14 protein-coding genes and 1 pseudogene are annotated in these 17,403 nt (G+C 67.3%); 9 read left to right on the top strand and 6 right to left on the bottom strand.

Going from position 1 to position 17,403, the window contains the following annotated elements; genetic code table 11:
• Positions 1-10: 10 nt before the first annotated feature.
• Both GTZ93_RS07275 and gspC read left to right on the top strand, forming a co-directional pair.
• Positions 11-1,540 carry a M35 family metallo-endopeptidase gene (locus GTZ93_RS07275; RefSeq protein WP_139921699.1) on the top strand — a complete coding sequence of 510 codons (1,530 nt, stop codon included), beginning with the start codon at positions 11-13 and terminating at the stop codon, positions 1,538-1,540.
• 162 nt (positions 1,541-1,702) lie between these two features.
• Positions 1,703-2,578 carry a type II secretion system protein GspC gene (gene gspC / locus GTZ93_RS07270; RefSeq protein ID WP_139921701.1) on the top strand — a complete coding sequence of 292 codons (876 nt, stop codon included), beginning with the start codon at positions 1,703-1,705 and terminating at the stop codon, positions 2,576-2,578.
• Between the two features lie 5 nt (positions 2,579-2,583).
• Here the strand turns inward: gspC and GTZ93_RS07265 are convergent, their stop codons facing one another.
• The 3 genes from GTZ93_RS07265 to GTZ93_RS07255 form a co-directional block, all read right to left on the bottom strand.
• Positions 2,584-3,102 carry a hypothetical protein gene (locus GTZ93_RS07265; protein WP_139921703.1) on the bottom strand — a complete coding sequence of 173 codons (519 nt, stop codon included), beginning with the start codon at positions 3,100-3,102 and terminating at the stop codon, positions 2,584-2,586.
• 7 nt (positions 3,103-3,109) lie between these two features.
• Positions 3,110-3,847 (bottom strand): phospholipase D-like domain-containing protein, encoded by a 738-nt coding sequence (locus tag GTZ93_RS07260; RefSeq protein WP_139921705.1) that lies wholly within the window; start codon positions 3,845-3,847, stop codon positions 3,110-3,112.
• A gap of 68 nt (positions 3,848-3,915) precedes the next feature.
• Positions 3,916-5,877, bottom strand: a complete 1,962-nt coding sequence (locus GTZ93_RS07255; protein ID WP_139921707.1) for an ABC-F family ATP-binding cassette domain-containing protein — start codon at positions 5,875-5,877, stop codon at positions 3,916-3,918.
• A 124-nt stretch (positions 5,878-6,001) separates the two neighbouring features.
• Between GTZ93_RS07255 and GTZ93_RS07250 the strand changes: the two genes are divergently transcribed.
• Complete coding sequence (locus GTZ93_RS07250) at positions 6,002-7,732, top strand: serine/threonine protein kinase (protein WP_139921709.1); 1,731 nt, start codon at positions 6,002-6,004, stop codon at positions 7,730-7,732.
• A gap of 436 nt (positions 7,733-8,168) precedes the next feature.
• Here the strand turns inward: GTZ93_RS07250 and GTZ93_RS07245 are convergent, their stop codons facing one another.
• On the bottom strand, positions 8,169-8,423 hold the full coding sequence (locus GTZ93_RS07245; RefSeq protein ID WP_158624542.1) for a hypothetical protein: 255 nt from the start codon (positions 8,421-8,423) through the stop codon (positions 8,169-8,171).
• Between the two features lie 1,502 nt (positions 8,424-9,925).
• Here GTZ93_RS07245 and GTZ93_RS42630 point away from each other — a divergent pair.
• Positions 9,926-10,195 carry a hypothetical protein gene (locus GTZ93_RS42630; RefSeq protein ID WP_257979425.1) on the top strand — a complete coding sequence of 90 codons (270 nt, stop codon included), beginning with the start codon at positions 9,926-9,928 and terminating at the stop codon, positions 10,193-10,195.
• A gap of 609 nt (positions 10,196-10,804) precedes the next feature.
• On the top strand, positions 10,805-11,047 hold the full coding sequence (locus GTZ93_RS42625; protein ID WP_257979426.1) for a hypothetical protein: 243 nt from the start codon (positions 10,805-10,807) through the stop codon (positions 11,045-11,047).
• Here the strand turns inward: GTZ93_RS42625 and GTZ93_RS43395 are convergent.
• Together GTZ93_RS43395 and GTZ93_RS07235 are read right to left on the bottom strand one after the other, a co-directional pair.
• Positions 10,969-11,841 (bottom strand): annotated as a pseudogene (locus tag GTZ93_RS43395) (Kelch repeat-containing protein); the annotation flags it as partial. The gene GTZ93_RS42625 and the pseudogene GTZ93_RS43395 overlap by 79 nt on opposite strands.
• 490 nt (positions 11,842-12,331) lie before the next feature.
• Complete coding sequence (locus GTZ93_RS07235) at positions 12,332-13,300, bottom strand: hypothetical protein (protein ID WP_139923946.1); 969 nt, start codon at positions 13,298-13,300, stop codon at positions 12,332-12,334.
• A gap of 659 nt (positions 13,301-13,959) precedes the next feature.
• Between GTZ93_RS07235 and GTZ93_RS07230 the strand changes: the two genes are divergently transcribed.
• Genes GTZ93_RS07230 through GTZ93_RS07215 form a run of 4 tightly spaced genes read left to right on the top strand, consistent with a single transcriptional unit; the run spans position 13,960 to position 17,340 of the window.
• Complete coding sequence (locus GTZ93_RS07230; RefSeq protein WP_261778026.1) at positions 13,960-14,511, top strand: MauE/DoxX family redox-associated membrane protein; 552 nt, start codon at positions 13,960-13,962, stop codon at positions 14,509-14,511.
• Between the two features lie 8 nt (positions 14,512-14,519).
• The gene (locus tag GTZ93_RS07225) at positions 14,520-15,041 is read left to right on the top strand and encodes a TlpA family protein disulfide reductase (protein WP_139924203.1); all 522 of its coding nucleotides are present in this window, start codon (positions 14,520-14,522) and stop codon (positions 15,039-15,041) included.
• Positions 15,038-16,903, top strand: coding sequence for an ABC transporter ATP-binding protein (locus GTZ93_RS07220; RefSeq protein ID WP_161662695.1), 1,866 nt, complete (start codon positions 15,038-15,040; stop codon positions 16,901-16,903). Before GTZ93_RS07225 ends, GTZ93_RS07220 begins: the two co-directional genes overlap by 4 nt.
• A complete protein-coding gene (locus GTZ93_RS07215) occupies positions 16,900-17,340 on the top strand; it encodes a S26 family signal peptidase (protein WP_257979259.1) in 441 nt (146 codons plus the stop codon). The genes GTZ93_RS07220 and GTZ93_RS07215 overlap by 4 nt, the downstream gene beginning before the upstream one ends.
• The last annotated feature ends 63 nt before the right edge of the window (positions 17,341-17,403 follow it).

The following is a 17,403-nucleotide window of genomic DNA, read 5'->3' as shown; positions in this document are numbered from 1 at the left end:
CCCTGTCTGGATGAAATTGATCTGTCTCATCGTGGCCGCGCTCGTTTCAATCCCATTACACGCAAGCGCCGGGGAGGCCATCGACATCAAGCTCACGTCCAAGGTGGCGAAGTTTCCGGCGGACGCGCCCGTGGACCTCGCGGTCACGTTCACGAACGTATCGAAGGAGCCGGTGCGGATCCTCGGCTACCAGACGCCTGTCGTGGATGGCATCCAGGCGGACATCTTCACCGTCGCCCTGGAGCGCAAGCCGGTGGACTACATCGGCCGGCTCTACCGGCGCGACGCGCCCTCGGACAGCGATTACCTCACGCTGAAGCCGGGAGAGAGCATCTCGGGCATCGCCTCGCTCTGGGACAACTACGACCTCTCCGTCTCGGGGACCTACGCGGTCCAGTTCAAGACCGAGCTCCTGGACGCGAGGATGGGCCGGGGGACGGCGGTCTCCAACGTCGTCTTCCTCGACATCGAGGGTCGCGAGCCGCCCCTGGATCCGGACGACCTGGACGACGACGAGCCGCAGACCAAGATCGTCAGTGGCAGCAACGAGAAGTGGAAGCAGTGCAGCAGCTCGCAGAAGAACGCGCTGATCGACGCCCGGCAGCACGCCCTCAACTACGCGAACGACTCCTATGACTACCTGGTGGCGGGGAACCCGGTGACTCGCTACACCCAATGGTTCGGCGCCTACGACAGCTCTCGTTACAGCACCGTCCGTGAGAACTTCCGGAAGATTCGGAACGCCGTGGACAACGAGACGTTCAAGTTCTACTGCGATTGCAACCAGAGCAACGCCTACGCCTACGTCAAGCCCCGGAAGGAATACAAGATCCACCTGTGCTCCGGATTCTGGCCCGCGCCCATGACGGGGGCGGGCTCCAAGGCAGACACCCTGATTCATGAAGTCAGCCACTTCCGGGTCGTGGCGAAGACGGATGACGTCCAGTACGGCTACTCCGCCAACCTGGTGCTCGCGAGCAGCGATCCCAGCAGCGCCATCCGCAACGCGGACTCGTACGCGTTCTTCTCAGCGGCCACGCCCTACAACCCCTACAACCCCTGCGCGCCGAAGGTCACGTCGCACACGGGCGCGCCCCTCACCGCGAGCTGGGACGGGGCGAACTGCCACGTGATGAACGTGCCCTCCGGGCTGACGGCGTTCGTCCACAACAACGCCTACTACGTCAACGCGCTGCCCGGCACCTACTGCCCGGCGCCCTCCGGCTGGGACACGGCGAACTGCTACATCCTCCCCTACCCCTCCTGGAGCACCAGCTACTTCGTCTGGTCCGGGAACCTCTACCTGACGCCCGGCCCCGGCAACGCGTGCCCCGCGCCGTCGACGTTCGACGGGGCCAACTGCTTCGTCATGCCGCTGCCCTGGGGTTCGACGCCGTTCAAGTGGGCGAACAACCTCTACATCACGCCGACTCCCCACTGCGTCATCGGCGGTTATGACGGCGCGCACTGCCTGGTGGGCACGGCTCCCGCCAGCCGGACCGCCTACCTCTGGGGCTCGTCCTTCTATTACGGCCACTGAGGGATGACGGACACCGTGTCATGACGGGTTGTCATTGCTGGCACCGCGATTCCTGACACGAGGTCCCTGACCGGGCTTCAGCGCCCACCGCGCTCCCTCTGGGGAGCCGCTGGCCCCTGGTTTGCTCAAGGCCTCCCTGTTCCAAACAGGGAGGCCTTTGTCATGAATGATGGAATGCAGCGGCCCGTTCAGGGCCTGTTCGTCCTGCTTGTCTTTTCGTGTGCCCTGACAGCCGCGCTGATCGCGAATCAGGTGACCAGCGCCTTCGTGCTGCCAGGCATCCGCGACACCTGGGCCGCGGCCTCTGTGCCATCGAACGTCCCTCCCTCGACGGCGCTGGATGGGACGCGACTGGCGCAGCTGACGGGGCTCTCATCCGCTCCCCACGTGGAGGTGGCTCCAGCGCCAGAGCAGGACCTGCGCCGGAGCACGCTGGCCATCCGGCTGCTGGGCACCCTGGTGGCGCAGGATCCCCGGTGGTCCATGGCCTCCATCCACGAGCTGCCGGCCGGCAGCGCGCACAGCCTGATGGTCAGCGACCTCATCCAAGGGGCGAGGGTCTTCGCCATCGAGCGGGAGCGCATCCTGCTGCTGGTGGACGGGCGGCTCGAGTACGTCGACGGATTCGGGAGCGTGCCGCCCGTCGCGGTGAACGCCCATCCGGGGGCCGCGCAGCCCGGAGGCTCAGGCCTGGGCCGCGGCATCCGGGAGACGGGGCCAGACACCTACGCGGTGCCGCGCGAGGACGTCACCGAAGCACTCACGCACCTGCCCGAGCTGTCGATGCAGGCCCGGGTGGTGCCCGCCTTCAAGGACGGCCGCCCCGTGGGCTTCAAGCTGTTCTCCATCCGCGAGGAGTCGTTCTACTCACGGATGGGGCTGCGCAACGGAGACGTGCTCCAGCGCATCAACGGCCTGGACCTGGACAGCCCCGACAAGGCGCTGGAGGCCTTCACGAAGCTACGGGACGCCCGGCGCATCGAACTCCAGATTGAGCGCGGCGGCGCCCCGGTCCGGAAGGTCTTCGATGTTCAATAACCCGCCTACGGCAGTGCCTTGTCCCCTCGTTCGCCAACCCAGGCGACGAACTTTTCGCACTCCGGGAGCCACCTCTCGTCGTCCTCCCGGCAGTTCCGCTCTCCCAGTTCGATCAACTCCTCTACGAAATGGAAGTCGAACCGCTTCGCGAAATCACGAAGGAGGGCGTTGTCCATTTCATCTTCGTAGTGACGGATGAACTCTTGAGCCATGAGCTGCTGCCATGAGCAGAAGGGCTGGGCGAGGCCCTCCGTTGGCGCTTCCACGTAGAAGCGAAGATATGCATGCCGCTGTCGATCATAGGCGAACAGAACGTCGAAGTTGCTGTTGTCCATGAATGGCACCACGGCGTCCGCGCCGTAGTTCGCCTGATGCTCTTCGGTCATCCGGTAGTACTCATCCGGACGGCCGTACCGGTAGCTGCAGTCCTCCGGTGGATTGCCCTCGAAGATGTCCAGGATGACCTGAGGCAGCCCCAACTCGACGATGAGGTTGTACGCAACCTCTTTGGAGATGTGGGCCATGGCAGGTCTAAAGCAGTTCCTTCAGTTTCCGCTCAATAGAGCTGGGTTGGCGGCCCAATCGCTTGGCGATGGTTTCGGCATCTTCTCCGCGCTGCCCGAGCAGCTTCACGACACCCAACTCCTCGTCTGACCACCCCTCATAGGCACGCGGATAGGTACGACGCGCCTCAATCATCTCGGGCTTCAGGTCGGTCTTCCAGATGCCGAAGTGCTGGATGAGGTTGGGCTCTTGTTTCGCAGCAGGCTGCGACGCAGGAGCCGGGGAAGGCGTCCCGGTGAGCGCCGAAGACGGCACAAGGTTCGCGGCATTGCGAATAGCAAGTACCTGCTCCGCGAACTGCTTGAACAGCGTGGGCGAGTCCTCGGCTGAGATCTGCAACGCACATTCCCAGCTGTTCAGTGCGGACGTCTCAAGGAGATTCATGGATGTCAGGACGGCGCACCTCTCGCTCATGTAGAGCTTCGCATGCAGTCGATCCAGACTCATGATCCGGGCCCCCTCCGCAGCAAACGGCTGGAGGTGCGCCGAGGTCTTGGTGAGCTCATCCGCCCGGATGACCAACGTGACCGCGACATGCTCCTTCAGCCGGCCACGGATGGCATTCTGCAAGTGATTCCAGGGCTTGAAATAGGGTGTCACCAGCGTCAGCTCGCGCTTGGCACCTTCAATCAGGTCCTGGACCGCCGCTGAAATCTTGCTGTGTGGAATGAACGTCGGGTTTTCGTTGGAACGGCCAAAGAACATGGAGGCTCCGGACTTCGGGCGGCCTTGGATTGGATTCCAAGGCCCCTCCCCTGTCCAGCCCTCCCGCGTCAGGCCTGCGCCGCCGCCAGCTTCTCCTGCGCGGCCTCCCAGCGGGCATAGAGGTCCTCCAGCTCCTCCTTGCCCGTCCGGTGCGCGTCCATGAGCGGCTTCGCCCGGGCGAAGTCGTTGTAGAGGACCGGGTCCGCCAGCTGGCCCTCGCGCTCCTTCTGCTCGGCCTCCACCTTCGCGATGCGCTCCTCCAGCTTCGCGATCTCCTTCTTGATGGGGCCCTCAACCACGGAGCGCCGCTGACGGGCCTCCGCCTCCAGGCGCTTGCGGTCCTTCTCCGACACCGGACCCGCACCCGGCGCCCCGCCCTTCCCGCTCGGCGAGCCCGTGTCCGCGCCCTCCGCCGTCAGGCGCAGCTGCTCCTGGTGGTAGAGGTACTCGTCCAGGTTGCCCGCGTGCGACGTGAGCTTGCCGTCCGCCACCTCCCAGACGTGCGTGCACAGGTTGTTGATGAAGCTGCGGTTGTGGCTGACGAACAGCAGCGTGCCGCCGTACAGCTTCAGCGCCTCAATCAGCATCTCCGACGAGTCCAGGTCCAGGTGGTTCGTCGGCTCGTCCATCAGGAGGAAGTTGGACGGCACCAGCAGCAGCTTCGCCAGCGCCACGCGGGCGCGCTCGCCACCGCTCAGCACGCCGATGGGCTTGTCCACGTCGTCGCCGCTGAAGAGGAACGCGCCCAGCACGCCGCGCACGTAACTCTCCGGCTTGTCCTCGGCCAGGGGCCGCACCTCCTCGATGATGGTGTTGCGGCGGTCCAGCTTGTCCGCGTGGTGCTGCGCGTAATAGCCCACCACCACGTTGTGCCCCACCGTCACCTTGCCGCTGTCCGGCGCCAGCTCCCCCGCCACCATCTTGAGCAGGGTCGTCTTGCCCGCGCCGTTCGCGCCCACCACGGCGATGCGCTGGCCGCGCTCCAGCCGCGCGTTCAGCCCGTCGTAGACGGTGAGCGCGCCGTAGCGCTTGGTGATGTCCTCCATCAACACCACGTCCCGGCCGCTGCGCTCCACTTCCGGGAAGCGGAACTTCATCGTCTGGCGCTCTTCCAGGACCTGGACCTTCTCCAGCTTCGCCAGCATCTTCGCGCGGCTCTGCGCCTGCTTCGCCTTGGTGGCCTTCGCACCGAACCGGTCGATGAAGCCCTGCAGCTCCGCGCGGCGCTGCTCCACCTTCTCCGCCCGCGCCTGCAGGAGGACCATCTCCTCCGCGCGCTGGCGCTTGTAGTCCTCGTAGTTGCCGGCGTACTCGCGCACGCCCTCCATCTCCAGGGACACCACCCGGTTGATCTGCCGGTTGAGGAAGTCGCGGTCGTGGGAGATGAGCACCATCGCCTTGTTGGAGCGGCGCAGGAACCCGTCGAACCACGCGAGCGTGGGCACGTCCAGGTGGTTCGTGGGCTCGTCCAACAGCAGCAGGTCCGGGTCCTGGAGGAGCAGTCCCGCCAGCGCCGCGCGCATGCGCCAGCCGCCGGACAGCGCCTGGGTGGGCTTGGACAGGTCCGCGTCCTTGAAGCCCAGGCCCTTGAGGATGCGCTCGGCGTGGTGCCGGCCGTAGCGGTTCTCGAAGTCGTCCAGCTCCGCGTGGAGGTCCGCCAGCGTCTGGGCCAGCTCCAGCTGCTCCTCCTCGTCCGAGCTGCCGGCGAGCGCCGCCTCCGTGTCCTTCAGCCGGACCTCCAGGGAGTCCCGGCCGGGGACGGTGCTCATGACCGCCTCCACCACCGTGCCCTCCGGCAGGCCGGCGATTTCCTGGGGGAGGTAGCCCGCCCGGGCCCGGCGGCTGTACTGGACGGTGCCCCCGTCCGGCAGGCTCGCCCCGGCGATGATTTTCATGAGGGACGACTTTCCCGTCCCGTTGGCCCCCACCAGGCCCACCCGGTCCCTGGGACCGAGGGTGAAATTGTCCTCGTCGAAGAGGACCTTCTTTCCGTAGGCGAGGCTGATGTCCTGGGCGATGACGAGGCTCATGGCGGAGGGGGGAGATAACAGCCCGCAAGCCCTTCGGGAACGGTTCTGATGCCTGCTTGACTGCCCAGGGGGCACATCTCCCCGGTTGGGCGGAAGGCGGGGCTTGCCTATACTCCCGGCACCCATGGCCGCCCCCTGTCCCCACTGCGGTAGTACCGAAGGTCAAGATCACCTGTGCTCAGCGCAGAGCCTCCAGCTCCTGGGCCAGGTGCTGGACGGCCGCTACAAGATTGAAAGCGTCCTGGGCCAGGGCGGCATGGGCATGGTGTTCCGCGCCACGCAGACGTCCGTGCAGCGGCCTGTAGCCGTGAAGACGCTCAACCCGTCGCTCGCCGCGGCGCCCCAGTTCTTCGAGCGCTTCCGCCGCGAGGCGGAGATCGCCAGCCGCCTGCGCCACCCGAACGTCATCACCATCTTCGACTTCGGCCGGGCCGCGGACGGCACCTGCTACTACGTGATGGAGCTCCTCAAGGGGGAGAGCCTCAAGGAGCTGGTGAAGCGCGAAGGGCCCATGACGCTGCGCCGCGCGGTGAACCTGCTGGAGCAGGCCACGCTGGGACTGGCGCACGCGCACGACGAGGGCTGCGTCCACCGCGACCTGAAGCCGCACAACATCATGGTCCAGGCGCTCGACGGGAAGGACTTCGTCAAGGTGCTGGACTTCGGTCTGGTGAAGGCCCTGGAGCAGGACGAGGAGGAGCAGCTCACCTCCACCGGCCAGGTGCTGGGCACCCCGCAGTACATGCCGCCCGAGCAGGCCGGCGGCGAGTCCGTGGACCAGCGCTCCGACCTCTACTCGATGGCGGGCGTGCTCTATTTCTGCCTCACGGGCAGCTCGCCCTACGGCGCGAACACGGTGCGCAAGGCGCTGACGGCGTCGCTGACGCAGCCCGTGCCCCCGGTGAACAGCAAGCGCCAGGGCGCGCCGGTGCCGCCGGAGCTGGACGCCTTCTTCACCAAGGCGCTCGCGCCGGAGAAGGAGGACCGGCACCAGAACGCGCAGGAGTTCATCGACTCGCTGCTGGACGCGGTGGAGGGCCTGTCCCCCGAGGAGCTGGACGCGCACCCCACGGGCGGCACGCCCGGCGCCGAGCGAGGAACGGGCAGCCGCAGCCGCGCGGGTTCTGGCAGCCGGTTGGGTTCCGGCAGCCGCGCGGGCCGTGCTCCGGCCACGGGCAAGACGGGGTCGCGAGTGGGCATGGCTCCGCCTCGGGGCGGCACGTCGGCGGGAGCGCAGGCAGCGGCTCCAAGAGCGACGTCCAATGGGAACAGCCCGGCGCCGGTGGCCTCGAGCAGACCGCGTCCCCCTGCCCCCCGCCACGTGGAGCCGGAGCTTCCGCCGCCGCCCAAGGGCATGTCCGGAGGTGTGAAGGCGGCCATCATCGGCGTACCGCTGCTGCTGATTGGCGCGGGCGTGGCGGTGGTGATGGCGCGCGGGGGTGGTGAGACGCCGCAGGCCCCCGTGGCGATGACGCCTCCGAAGGCGCCTGTGGAAGCGCCGCCGTCCACGCGGGTGCAGGATCCGCCGGCGACGCCTCCTCCGGCGGCCTTGCCGCAGGACGTGACGGTGGAGTTCACCTCCTCGCCGTCCGGCGCGGCCATCTTCGATGGTGATGCGCAGATCGGCACCACGCCCACCAAGCTGCGCATGCCGCGCTCCAAGGTCACCGAGCTGCGCTTCAAGCTCTCCGGGCATCAGGACCAGGAGAAGACCCTGGACTACAGCCGGCTCGCGGACATGGCGGAGCAGCGCGTGAGCGTGCGGTTGGAGCCGGTGCGTGCCGCTCCGACGCCCCGGCCCACGAAGCCCACGAAGCCCGGCGGCAGCGACCCGGGCATCGGCGTGTTCGAGTAGGCAGCGGGTTCAAGTCCCGCCACCTCCACAGCTGGAAGCGCCGACAGGCCGAAGCGTCCCCACAACTCGTCATCCGGGCGGTTGCGCTTTCGACTACAGCTCGTGCTGTGACGCCCCCCATTCCACCTCAACAAGGTCTTCTGGGTGATGAACGCCTTTGACGAGCAGATGCCTACGTCGGCGGATATGCGTTCCCAGAGAATCGTCTTGCAAGGCTCATGAGAGCCGCACGTGGAAATGGTTGACAGTCGCGGTTCAAGGTGGACTCCGCAGTCTCCATGATAGCGTTTGAGGCTCACTCGAAGGACCTCCAGGGGCTTCTCATGAAGATCTCTCTTGCAGCGATGGCGACGTGGGTTGGCCTTTCCCTCCTGGGCTGCGGCGGCCCGGCCCTCGAAGACACGATGGCCCCCGAGGCTGAAGCGCGGACGGTGTCTCAGTTCGCCACCTGTACGGCGACTTGCGCTGGGGGAACGTCGGTTTCCTGTACGGGGACCACCTGCACGTCGACGAACAACCAGGGCGTGACGTGCGACGGCGTGTCGACCGCGTGTCCGGCATCGTGCAGCGGGCTGCCGTCATGCAGCCAGTACGTGAACCAGCGGTGCACGACCCCGAACGCCACGAAGGACTGCTGCAACGCCACGACCCAGAAGCCGAACTCCCTGCTGTGCTCGGGCTCGGCGACCACGGGCTACCGCTGGCTCAATTACTAGCCGCGCCGCATCAGGCCGCGGGCTCCCACGCGGAGAGACGGGTGAAGTCTCTCCGCGTGGGTTCACCGACAGCCACCGCTCCTCATGCTGAAGAGAGCGGACCTACAAACAATTGGTCGGCGAATTGCAGCAGGCCCCGCCCATGCACACATTGTACTTGGGGCCCGTACAGGCATTCCCACAAGCGCCACAATTATTGTTGTTGTTCTCCAGGGTCGAGCACGAGCCATCGCCGCACAGCGTCCAACCCGGAATCGCGGGGACTGAACAGTCCTGCGTCTGCGTGGTCGTGGACGACACGCATGCATCACTTGAGCAGCTGTAACTCGTCACATTCCTTGTCTGGAGCCCCTGCCCACAGGGGGTGACCATGTTGCACGTGCCCCACGGCCCGACGACTGGCGCCCCGCACGCATCCGGACCGGGATTCCGCGTACACGCCTGGGTCTCCGAGCTGCTGGAGGTTGGCGTACACTGTCCCGTCGAGCAGTTATAGGTGTAGTGAGTCACCTGGCGAGACTGCGTGCCCGTCGCGTCGCATGCACTGCTGAATCCACCACAGGCGCTCCAGCTCCCATAGCTCGAAGGGCACGGCTGGGGACCGGGGGCAGTCCGCGAGCACGACTCCGAACCCGTCGAGGTCGAGGACACACACTGTCCGGTGGAACAGCTGTAGCTATAGCTGGTCACGGTGTGCGAACGGGTACCCGTCGAATCGCAGAAGTCGCTGAACCCGCCGCAGCTGCCCCAACTCTCGGAGCCAGCCTGGCAGGACTGTGGACCGGGTGCCGTCCGTGTGCACGTCCGCGACTCAGGGTTGCTACTCGAAGGGTTGCACGATCCACCTCCGCACGCGTAGTCCGTCACGGTCCTCGACTGTGACCCTGACGCGTCGCAGTAGTCACTGAATCCTCCGCAGCTTCCCCAACCGCCGGCGGTGGTACCGCAATACGTACCCTCCGTGTTTCGCGAGCATGCCTGCGACTCCGAGTTAGAGGAGGAACCGCACGTCCCGTTGGAGCAGGTGTACGAAGTGACGGAGCGTGACTGCGTTCCCGTCTGGTCGCAGGTATCGCTATAGCCACCACAGCTTTCCCAGCTTCCGTAGCTGGGAGCACCGCAGCTGGCGCCATTCGTGTTGCGCGAGCACGCCTGCGTCTCCGTACTCGTGGACGCCACGCACTGCCCACTGGCGCAGCTGTAGCCGTAGCTCGTCACCGTCCTTGACTGCGTCCCCGTCTGCGCACAGGCATCGCTGAAGCTGCACGCGCCCCACGCCCCGTAGCTGGGCGCCGCGCAGTTCGTGTTGGGGGCCGCCCGTGTACACGACTGCGTCTCCGTGCTGCTGCTCGACGCATTGCACGTCCCGGAGCCACACGTCGAAGCCGTCACCGTCCTCGACTGCGTCCCCGTCGTGTCGCAGAAGTCACTGAAGCCTTCGCAGCTTCCCCAGCCTCCGTAGCTCGTACCGCACGCCGTGCCTCCCGTGCTTCGCGTGCACGCCTGCGTCTCGCTCGAGCCCGTGCCCGCGCATGCCCCACTGCTGGTGCAGGCAGACGCCGTCACCGTGCGCGACTGGCTCCCCGACTCATCGCACGTGTCACTGAATCCATCGCAGCTCCCCCAGTTTCCGTACGCGGGGGCAGCGCACGTGCTTCCCACGGCCTTGTTGCTCCAACCGCTCGTCGTCATGCCCGGGTTGCACTCCTGGCAGGCCACGCTGGGGTGGGTGGTCCCCGCCGCGTAGTACGCCCCTCCAATCCAGCACCCGCTCAGGCACTGTCCCGTCGTGTTGCACACCTGACCGGCGCCGCATGCCGTCCCAGCCGCCTTCACCGGGTACGTACAGGCCCCGTTGGCGTAGGTGCCCGGGGAGTCATGGCATGCGCTCGGAGGCGTCGTGCACGCCGGCACTCCCGCGCACGCCCCCGTCCCGCTGCACACGTCGTTGAGGGTCCCCCCGTTGCCATCATTGCAGGCGGTGCCCGCGGCCTTCGGCGCATAGGTGCACGCTCCAGCGCTGCACGTGCCAGCCGCCTCGTAGCACTGCCCGGGCGGACTGGTGCAGCTCACCGGCGTCCCCGCGCACCCTCCGTTCCCGTTACACGTCTCACCCACCGTGCATGCATCCCCGTCATCACACCCCGCGCCGGCCGCCTTGTACGTGTAGGAGCACGTCCCGTTGCTGCATGCGCCCGCCGCCTCGTAGCACTGCCCGGGCGGGCTGTCGCAGTGGGTGGCGCTTCCCGCGCAAACACCCGCGCCGTTGCACGCGTCCGTTCCGGTACAGGCATTCCCGTCATCACAGGCCGCGCCCGAAGCCTTCGGTGCGTAGCTGCACACCCCATTGCTACACGTGCCCGCTGCCTCGTGGCACGACCCCGGCGCGCTGTTGCAGATCACCCCGGCGCATGCGTCATACCCATACACCTCCGCCGTCGCCAGGCTCGCGCTCCCGGTTCCTCCCACCACCAAAATCTTCCCCTCCAGCGGTGCCGCCACGTGCACGTACCTCGCGCCTCCCATCGGCGTCGTCGCGCTCCACGTCCCGCTGGCCTCGTCGTACAGCTCCGCGCTGCTCAACGCGCTCCCATTCTGACCTCCCGCCACCAGCACCTTCCCCGTGCTCAGCAGCGTCGCCGTGTGCAGCTCCCGCGCACTCCCCAGCGCGCCCGTCGCGCTCCACGTCCCCGCGCTCGGGTCGTAGAGCTCCGCCGTCCCCACCACCCCCACACCGCTGCCACGCCCGCCCACCACCAGCACCTTGCCCGAGGGCAACCGCGTCGCCGTATGGTTGTAGCGCGCCGTCGCCAGCGCTCCCGTCGCCGCCCAGGCATTGCTCGTCGGGTCATACACCTCCGCCGTCGCCAGACTCGCGCTCACGACGCCTCCCACCACCAACACCTGCCCCGTCGTCAGCAGCGTTGCCGTGTGATTGCGCCGCGCCGTTCCCAGATTCGGGCCCACGCTCCAGGTTCCCGCCACCGGGTCATACACATCCACATTGACCTTGGCGCCGCTGGTGTTGCCTCCGCCCGCGACCAGCACCTTGCCCGAAGGCAGCAGCGTCGCCGTCAGGGAATCGCGAGCCACACCCGAGGCAAGACTCCCTGCGGAAGCCCACGTGTTGGTGGCGGGGTCATAGACCGCCGTGGAAGCCAGGCGGCCCGTCGCGTTCTCGCCGCCCGCCACGAGCACCTTGCCTGAACTCAACAGCGTGGCGGTGAGCACCTGCCGAGGCGCCGGCATGGGGGCGGCGGCCGTCCAGGTGCCTGTCGCAGGGTCATAAACGGTGGAGGAGGACAAGTAGCCGCTGACGTTGTAGCCGCCCATCACCAGCACCTTGCCCGTCGGCAGCACCACGCCTGCGTGGTACTTGCGCGACTCAGCCATGGTGCCGGTGGCCGTCCACTCCTCCACCAATGGAGAAGCACTGCGGGCCAACGGCTTGTCTTCCGGCGCCTTGCTGCTACAGCTCAAGGCAACACATACCAATCCCAACAGCAGAACCCTGCTGGCTCTCATTGCGTGCATGAATTTCCCATTGAATGGAGGCTGTCGCCGCGCCCCCCACTGGCTTGTTTCAGTCAGTCACAATGCCCCACTTCCCGTGAAACGCACAAAAGGGACAGGGCCCTGTTGAAGAGGAAGGAGGGTGCGGAGGGACCGCCCAAGCAATGCTCCCGGCCGGTGGACAGGTCACTGGAGCCCCGTTGGGTTACACGCCACCCCAGGCCGCGCGCCCATTGTGTGCGTATGTTCAGGCTCTGGGCCTTCCAGCGGGTTCCCAGAGCGACAAGGTCTGCGTGACCCACCTCGGGACGAGCGACGACCCCACGCGCAAGCAACAGTCGTTGGCGGGTCGCCGCTTGGCGGCACCCGGTTACGCCGCGACGCCCACGAACATGTTGTAGTCAAAGAAGTTGATATGGAGCCACGTCACGCCAAACAGGCTCTGGTCAACCTTGTAGGCGAACTGGCCGAAGAGCTGGTCACTGTCACGGATACCGTCCTCGAGGAACATGTCGGCGATCCAGCCGACCCAGATCAGGTCCTTGAAGATGCTGCTGTCTGGCGCTCCGTCCAGCATGTAGAGGGACTGGGTGCTGTGGAGCCAGAGCAGGTTGCGGCCGTAGAAGGTCTCCGCATACCGCTGTTTGGTGGAATCCCGCACCTCGCAGTCGTTGTAGGTGTCCCCTGCCTTGCCCGGGTCGCTCAGGCTCGGGATGTCCTTCGGATACTCCTTGGAGTGGAAGATGAGACCCATCTCGTCGAGCACCGGGTTGTAGAAGAGGTGCGCGTGCTGGGTGTCATACTTGCTCAGCCGGATCTGGAACGGGTACGGGAGCCCCTGGGCCCCCTCCAGGGAGTTCTTCATCGCAATGAAGACCTTGCGGAAGTAGTCCTCGAGCGGTTTCGCGGCGGAGGTGAACTCATAGACGCTCCCCAGGCTGGAGGTGCCGCTGCCCCAGCTCTGGTACCCCCGCTCGTGCTTGTGGCCATCCTTTGTGCCCTCGCGAAACACCGCCAGCCGCGGCCCCGCCAGCTTCTGCAGGAACGCCGCGACGAACCCCTGGACCTGCTGTGTCCCCTGCGCGATGAGGCCCTGCTTGAGCTTCGCCTTCGCCAACTCGAGCGCCGCGGCCTCCGCCTCCCTCTTCTCCTTCGCCAGCTTCTCCTTGGCGAGCTCCTCCTCCGTCTTCTCCTTCTTGACGAAGAGGTTGTGGCCGCCGTGCCGAAGGCTTCCCAGGGGGTAGACGTCCGGCACCGGCTCCCCGGCGATGAGTCGCCGCAGAAGATCGGTCCCGTTCTGCTTGGACTTCACCTCAGGCGTTGCACTGGGGAGACGCATGTCCAAAGCTCCATGGTTTGGGTTCAGCGGCGTGAGCCGCCGCGCGGAGACTGTCACATGGACTCCGGAACACGAACAAGGTGTCGTAGACCTCCCAAGAACATCCTCTCGCAAAGCGGGACGAAATGTGACCGGAGTTGCCACAACCCGAATTCCCCGGAGGCAATCCCTGTCCGCCTGCGCGTGGTGTCCGTGTAGCTGGCCTGCCCCGGCTGGAGGGTGACGGTCACGTTCCCATCCGAAGCCGCACTCACCCTCGCGTGCAACGCGGCCGCGCGGTCCGCGCCGGAGAAATAAACGTGCAGCCGCCGAGGCACAGCGGACGGGGCCTCGTTTGCAGCCGAGGCTCCGTCCGCGCCCACCTGGCCCTCCTCCTACCCGAATGTCGCGCCGAGGGAACGACTCCCCTCGACGCAGACCGAAAGGGAGACACCATGAAGATCCTCAAGGCGTTGAGTGACCGCTTCCTGAAGTTGTTCCTGTCCGAGCTTCCCGCAGGTGCCTGTGTTCCGAACCACGGCGAGTGCTGTTCCGCCAAGCGGATGTCCCACAGCTGCACCGGGCCCTGCGTCAAGTCCACTGTCTGCTGATTCCTGATTCACGGCCGCGGCTGGACGTGAGCCATTCACGTCCAGCCGTGGTTTTCGCGAGGGCTTCCGTTGAACGCGGTCAATCTAGGCTGTCGACTGATGCTGGCCATGGTGTTCGCGCTCGCCGCGTTGGGAAAGGCGCGCGGACGCAAACCTTTTGAAGATTTCATCCAGACACTCAAGAGCTTTGGTCTTCCGCGCGCCCTGGCTGGGGCGCCGCTGGCGGCCACGTTGATCCTGGCGGAAGCCGCCTCCGCGCTGCTGCTCCTGGTGGGCATGGGGGCGGGGTATGTGCTGGCGCTGCTGCTCCTGGTGGGCTTCACGCTGGGGATCGCGTGGGTGATTCGCCGGGGAAAGAAGGTCGCGTGCCGGTGCTTCGGTGCCAGCAACGCTCCCGTCAGCGCGGCGCACCTGGTTCGCAATGGGCTGTTGCTGACCATCACGGTCGTCGGAGCGGTGAGCCACGAGGCCGCCTCGGGTGGGCTGGCGGTGGGGATGGGCGTCATCGCGGGGACGGTCGGGGTCCTGGCGGGGCTCTTCGTCACGCGCTGGGATGATCTGGTGTTCTTGTTCCGAGGACCGCAGTCGCTGGCTGCGTTGTCCCGAACCCGCCGAAACTGAGGCAGCCGATGGTCGAAACGCTTGTCGTGGGTGGTGTCGTCCTCGCCGTGCTGGTGGTGGCCAACCTCTTGCTGACGCTCGCGCTCGTCGGGCGGCTGCGCACGCTTCAGGAGATGGTGGCCAACCAGGTCGTCCTGCGCGACCCGGCACTGCCGCTGAAGGGGGATGAGGTCGGCCGCTTCGAGGCCACCACCGTGGAGGGCGAGGCCTTTACGGATGCCGCCCTGCGGGAGGGAAGGACGCTGGTCGGCTTCTTCGCCGCGGGCTGCCGGCCTTGCGCCTCGGTGCGCAAGCAGCTGCTCGAATCGCCTCCCGGAATGCCGCTCATGGCGTTCATCGAAGGAGACCCTGGCGACCCGGACACGGTGGCGCTGGGGGCGTCCTTGAAGCATGTGGCCCGGGTGGCGTTGCTGTCCGAGGGTGACTCCGTCACGCGGGCCATCAAACAGGCGGGCTATCCCACGCTCGTCCTCGTCGACAAGGGCGTGGTCGCGGCCTCGGGGCACTACCTGCACGAAGTCCTGTCATGAGCGAGCCGCGCCCCGGGCGGGGCATCCTGCGCGAGGTGTCGCGCACGGTGGGCGCGGCCGTGGCGCTCCAGTGGCGCGCGGCGCCGCTGGCGTCCGGGTTCGCCCTCCTCCTCACGCTGTGCACCGGCTCCGTGGCCGCCGTGGGCGGCTGGCTCACCAAGCAGTTGCTGGATGAGCTGGGCCGCGGGGCCCTCGCCGACTCGCAGCGGGCGCTCACGCTGGCGGTGGGCGCGGCCGCGGTGGCCGGTGGCGCCATGGCCATCCTCAACGTCTCCGAGTACCTGTCCGGAGTGATTCGCTGGGGTGTCACCCTGGAGGTCGAGCGCTCCCTCTTCGCGAAGGTGGCGGCCCTGGAGGGCCTGCACCACTTCGAGGATCCCGCCTTCCACGGCCGCCTGCGGCTCGCGGAGGAGGCCGCCCGGGACGCACCCCAGCAGCTCATCGAGTTCGTCAGGGCCCTCCTTCGCATGCTGGTCTCGGTGGGGACGCTGAGCGCCGTGGTCCTGATGGTGTCGCCCCCCATGGCGCTCTTGCTGGTGCTGGCGGGGGGCGTGGCCCTGATGGCCCAGCTCGTGCGCAGCCGGTGGCTGGTGGAGCTGTCAGCGGCGCTGGTGCCGACGTATCGCTGGCGCGACTTCTACCATTCGCTGCTGGTGGACGTGCGGGCGGCCAAGGAGAGCCGGCTGTTCGGATTGGGGGAGCTGCTGCTGGAGCGGATGGTGGCGTCGCTGCGCAAGGCGGCGGACCGCGAGATGGCGGTTACGCGCAAGGGGCTGGCCGTGCAGGCGTCGCTGTCGGTGCTCACGGCAGCGGTGGCGGCGGCAGGGGCCTTCATCGTCGCGCGGGGCGCGATTGAGGGTCGGCTCCAGATTGGAGACGTCTCCCTCTTCCTCGCGGCCGTGGCGGGCATCCAGGGCGCCTTCAACGGGCTGCTCTCGCAGGTCGAGTTCGCGAGCCGCAGCGTCCAGACCTTCAAGAACTACCTCGACATCATGGACCTGCCGGTCCGCGCGCCAGAGGCTTCGCGCCCGGTGGCGCGGCTGCGGCACGGCGTGGAGTTGCGCGACGTCTGGTTCCGCTACGACGCCAGTGGGCCGTGGGTGCTGCGGGGGGTGAGCCTCTTCATTCCGGCGGGGGGCTCGGTGGGGCTCGTGGGCGTCAACGGTGCCGGCAAGAGCACGCTGGTGAAGCTGCTGTGCCGCCTCTACGACGCGGAGCGCGGCCAGGTCCTCTGGGACGGCGTGGACGTGCGCGAGCTGGATGCCCGGGCGCTGCGGCGGCGGATGACGGCGACCTTCCAGGACTTCATGACGTATGACTTCACCGCGGCGGAGAACATCGGCCTGGGGGACCTGGACCGGCTGAAGGACCCGGCGCGAATCCGCGAGGTGGCGCGGCTGGCGGAGATCGACGAAAAGCTCACCTCGCTCCCCGCGGGTTACGACACGCTGCTCAGCCGCGTGCTCGAAGGGGAGGACGAGGACATGCCAGCGGGCGTCTCGCTTTCCGGAGGCCAGTGGCAGCGGCTGGCGCTGGCGCGGGCCCTGATGCGCGAGGACGTCGACCTGCTGGTGCTGGACGAGCCGAGCTCCGGCCTGGACGCTGCCGCCGAGTTCCACATCCACCGGACCCTGGCGCGTCACGGTGCCGGGCGGGCGCGGCTGCTCATCTCCCACCGGATGAGCGCGCTGCGGGGCGCGGACACCCTCTTCGTCCTCTCCGGGGGCCAGCTCATCGAGCAGGGCTCGCATGACGCGCTGATGGCGGCGGGCGGCGAGTACGCGCGCCTGTTCACACTCCAGGCGAGCGGCTATCAGGACGAGCGCGTCGCATCCCGGGCGGGCCCGAAGGAGGTCGCATGATGCTCACGGCGATGAGCCTGGGGGCCGCGCTGCTCGTGGCGGGTGCTGGGGGCGCGGCATGGGCGCGACGCCGCTGGATTGTCGTCGCGGTGCAAGGCAACAGCATGTCGCCCACGCTGCATGACGGGCAGCGGCTCGTCGCGAGGCGGCTGGACCGTTCGAACGGCTATGCGCGTTCAGATGTCGTCGTCTTCCTGATGCCCGCGGCGCAGCGCGCGACGCTGGGCGACCAGGCGCTGCCCTATCTCGTCAAGCGGCTGGCCGCCGTGGCGGGAGACCCGGTGCCGGACTGGGCCAGGGCGGCCCTCGGTGCCGACAGCGAGACGCGAGTCCCTCCGGGCAAGGTGGTGGTGTCCGGAGACAATGCAGTAAGCCAGGACTCACGGCAGCTGGGCTACATCGACGCGGAGACCCTCATCGCCGTCGTGCGGCGCTGACGCGCGGAGGTGGAGCCCCCCCACGACAACCCCATGGGCAAGCTCCACTCCGGCACCGTCATA

The sequence above is a fragment of the Corallococcus exiguus genome, from assembly GCF_009909105.1.
Taxonomy (GTDB): domain Bacteria; phylum Myxococcota; class Myxococcia; order Myxococcales; family Myxococcaceae; genus Corallococcus; species Corallococcus exiguus.
This window is presented reverse-complemented; position numbering and strand designations above follow the sequence as displayed.

Coding starts and splice junctions, on each gene's coding strand:
- GTZ93_RS07225 (WP_139924203.1), top strand. CDS start 14,520: ATGGTCGAAACGCTTGTCGTGGGTGGTGTCGTCCTCGCCGTGCTGGTG.
- GTZ93_RS07275 (WP_139921699.1), top strand. CDS start 11: ATGAAATTGATCTGTCTCATCGTGGCCGCGCTCGTTTCAATCCCATTA.
- GTZ93_RS07260 (WP_139921705.1), bottom strand. CDS start 3,847: ATGTTCTTTGGCCGTTCCAACGAAAACCCGACGTTCATTCCACACAGC.
- GTZ93_RS07215 (WP_257979259.1), top strand. CDS start 16,900: ATGATGCTCACGGCGATGAGCCTGGGGGCCGCGCTGCTCGTGGCGGGT.
- GTZ93_RS07235 (WP_139923946.1), bottom strand. CDS start 13,300: ATGCGTCTCCCCAGTGCAACGCCTGAGGTGAAGTCCAAGCAGAACGGG.
- GTZ93_RS07265 (WP_139921703.1), bottom strand. CDS start 3,102: ATGGCCCACATCTCCAAAGAGGTTGCGTACAACCTCATCGTCGAGTTG.
- GTZ93_RS07250 (WP_139921709.1), top strand. CDS start 6,002: ATGGCCGCCCCCTGTCCCCACTGCGGTAGTACCGAAGGTCAAGATCAC.
- GTZ93_RS07220 (WP_161662695.1), top strand. CDS start 15,038: ATGAGCGAGCCGCGCCCCGGGCGGGGCATCCTGCGCGAGGTGTCGCGC.
- GTZ93_RS07255 (WP_139921707.1), bottom strand. CDS start 5,877: ATGAGCCTCGTCATCGCCCAGGACATCAGCCTCGCCTACGGAAAGAAG.
- gspC (WP_139921701.1), top strand. CDS start 1,703: ATGAATGATGGAATGCAGCGGCCCGTTCAGGGCCTGTTCGTCCTGCTT.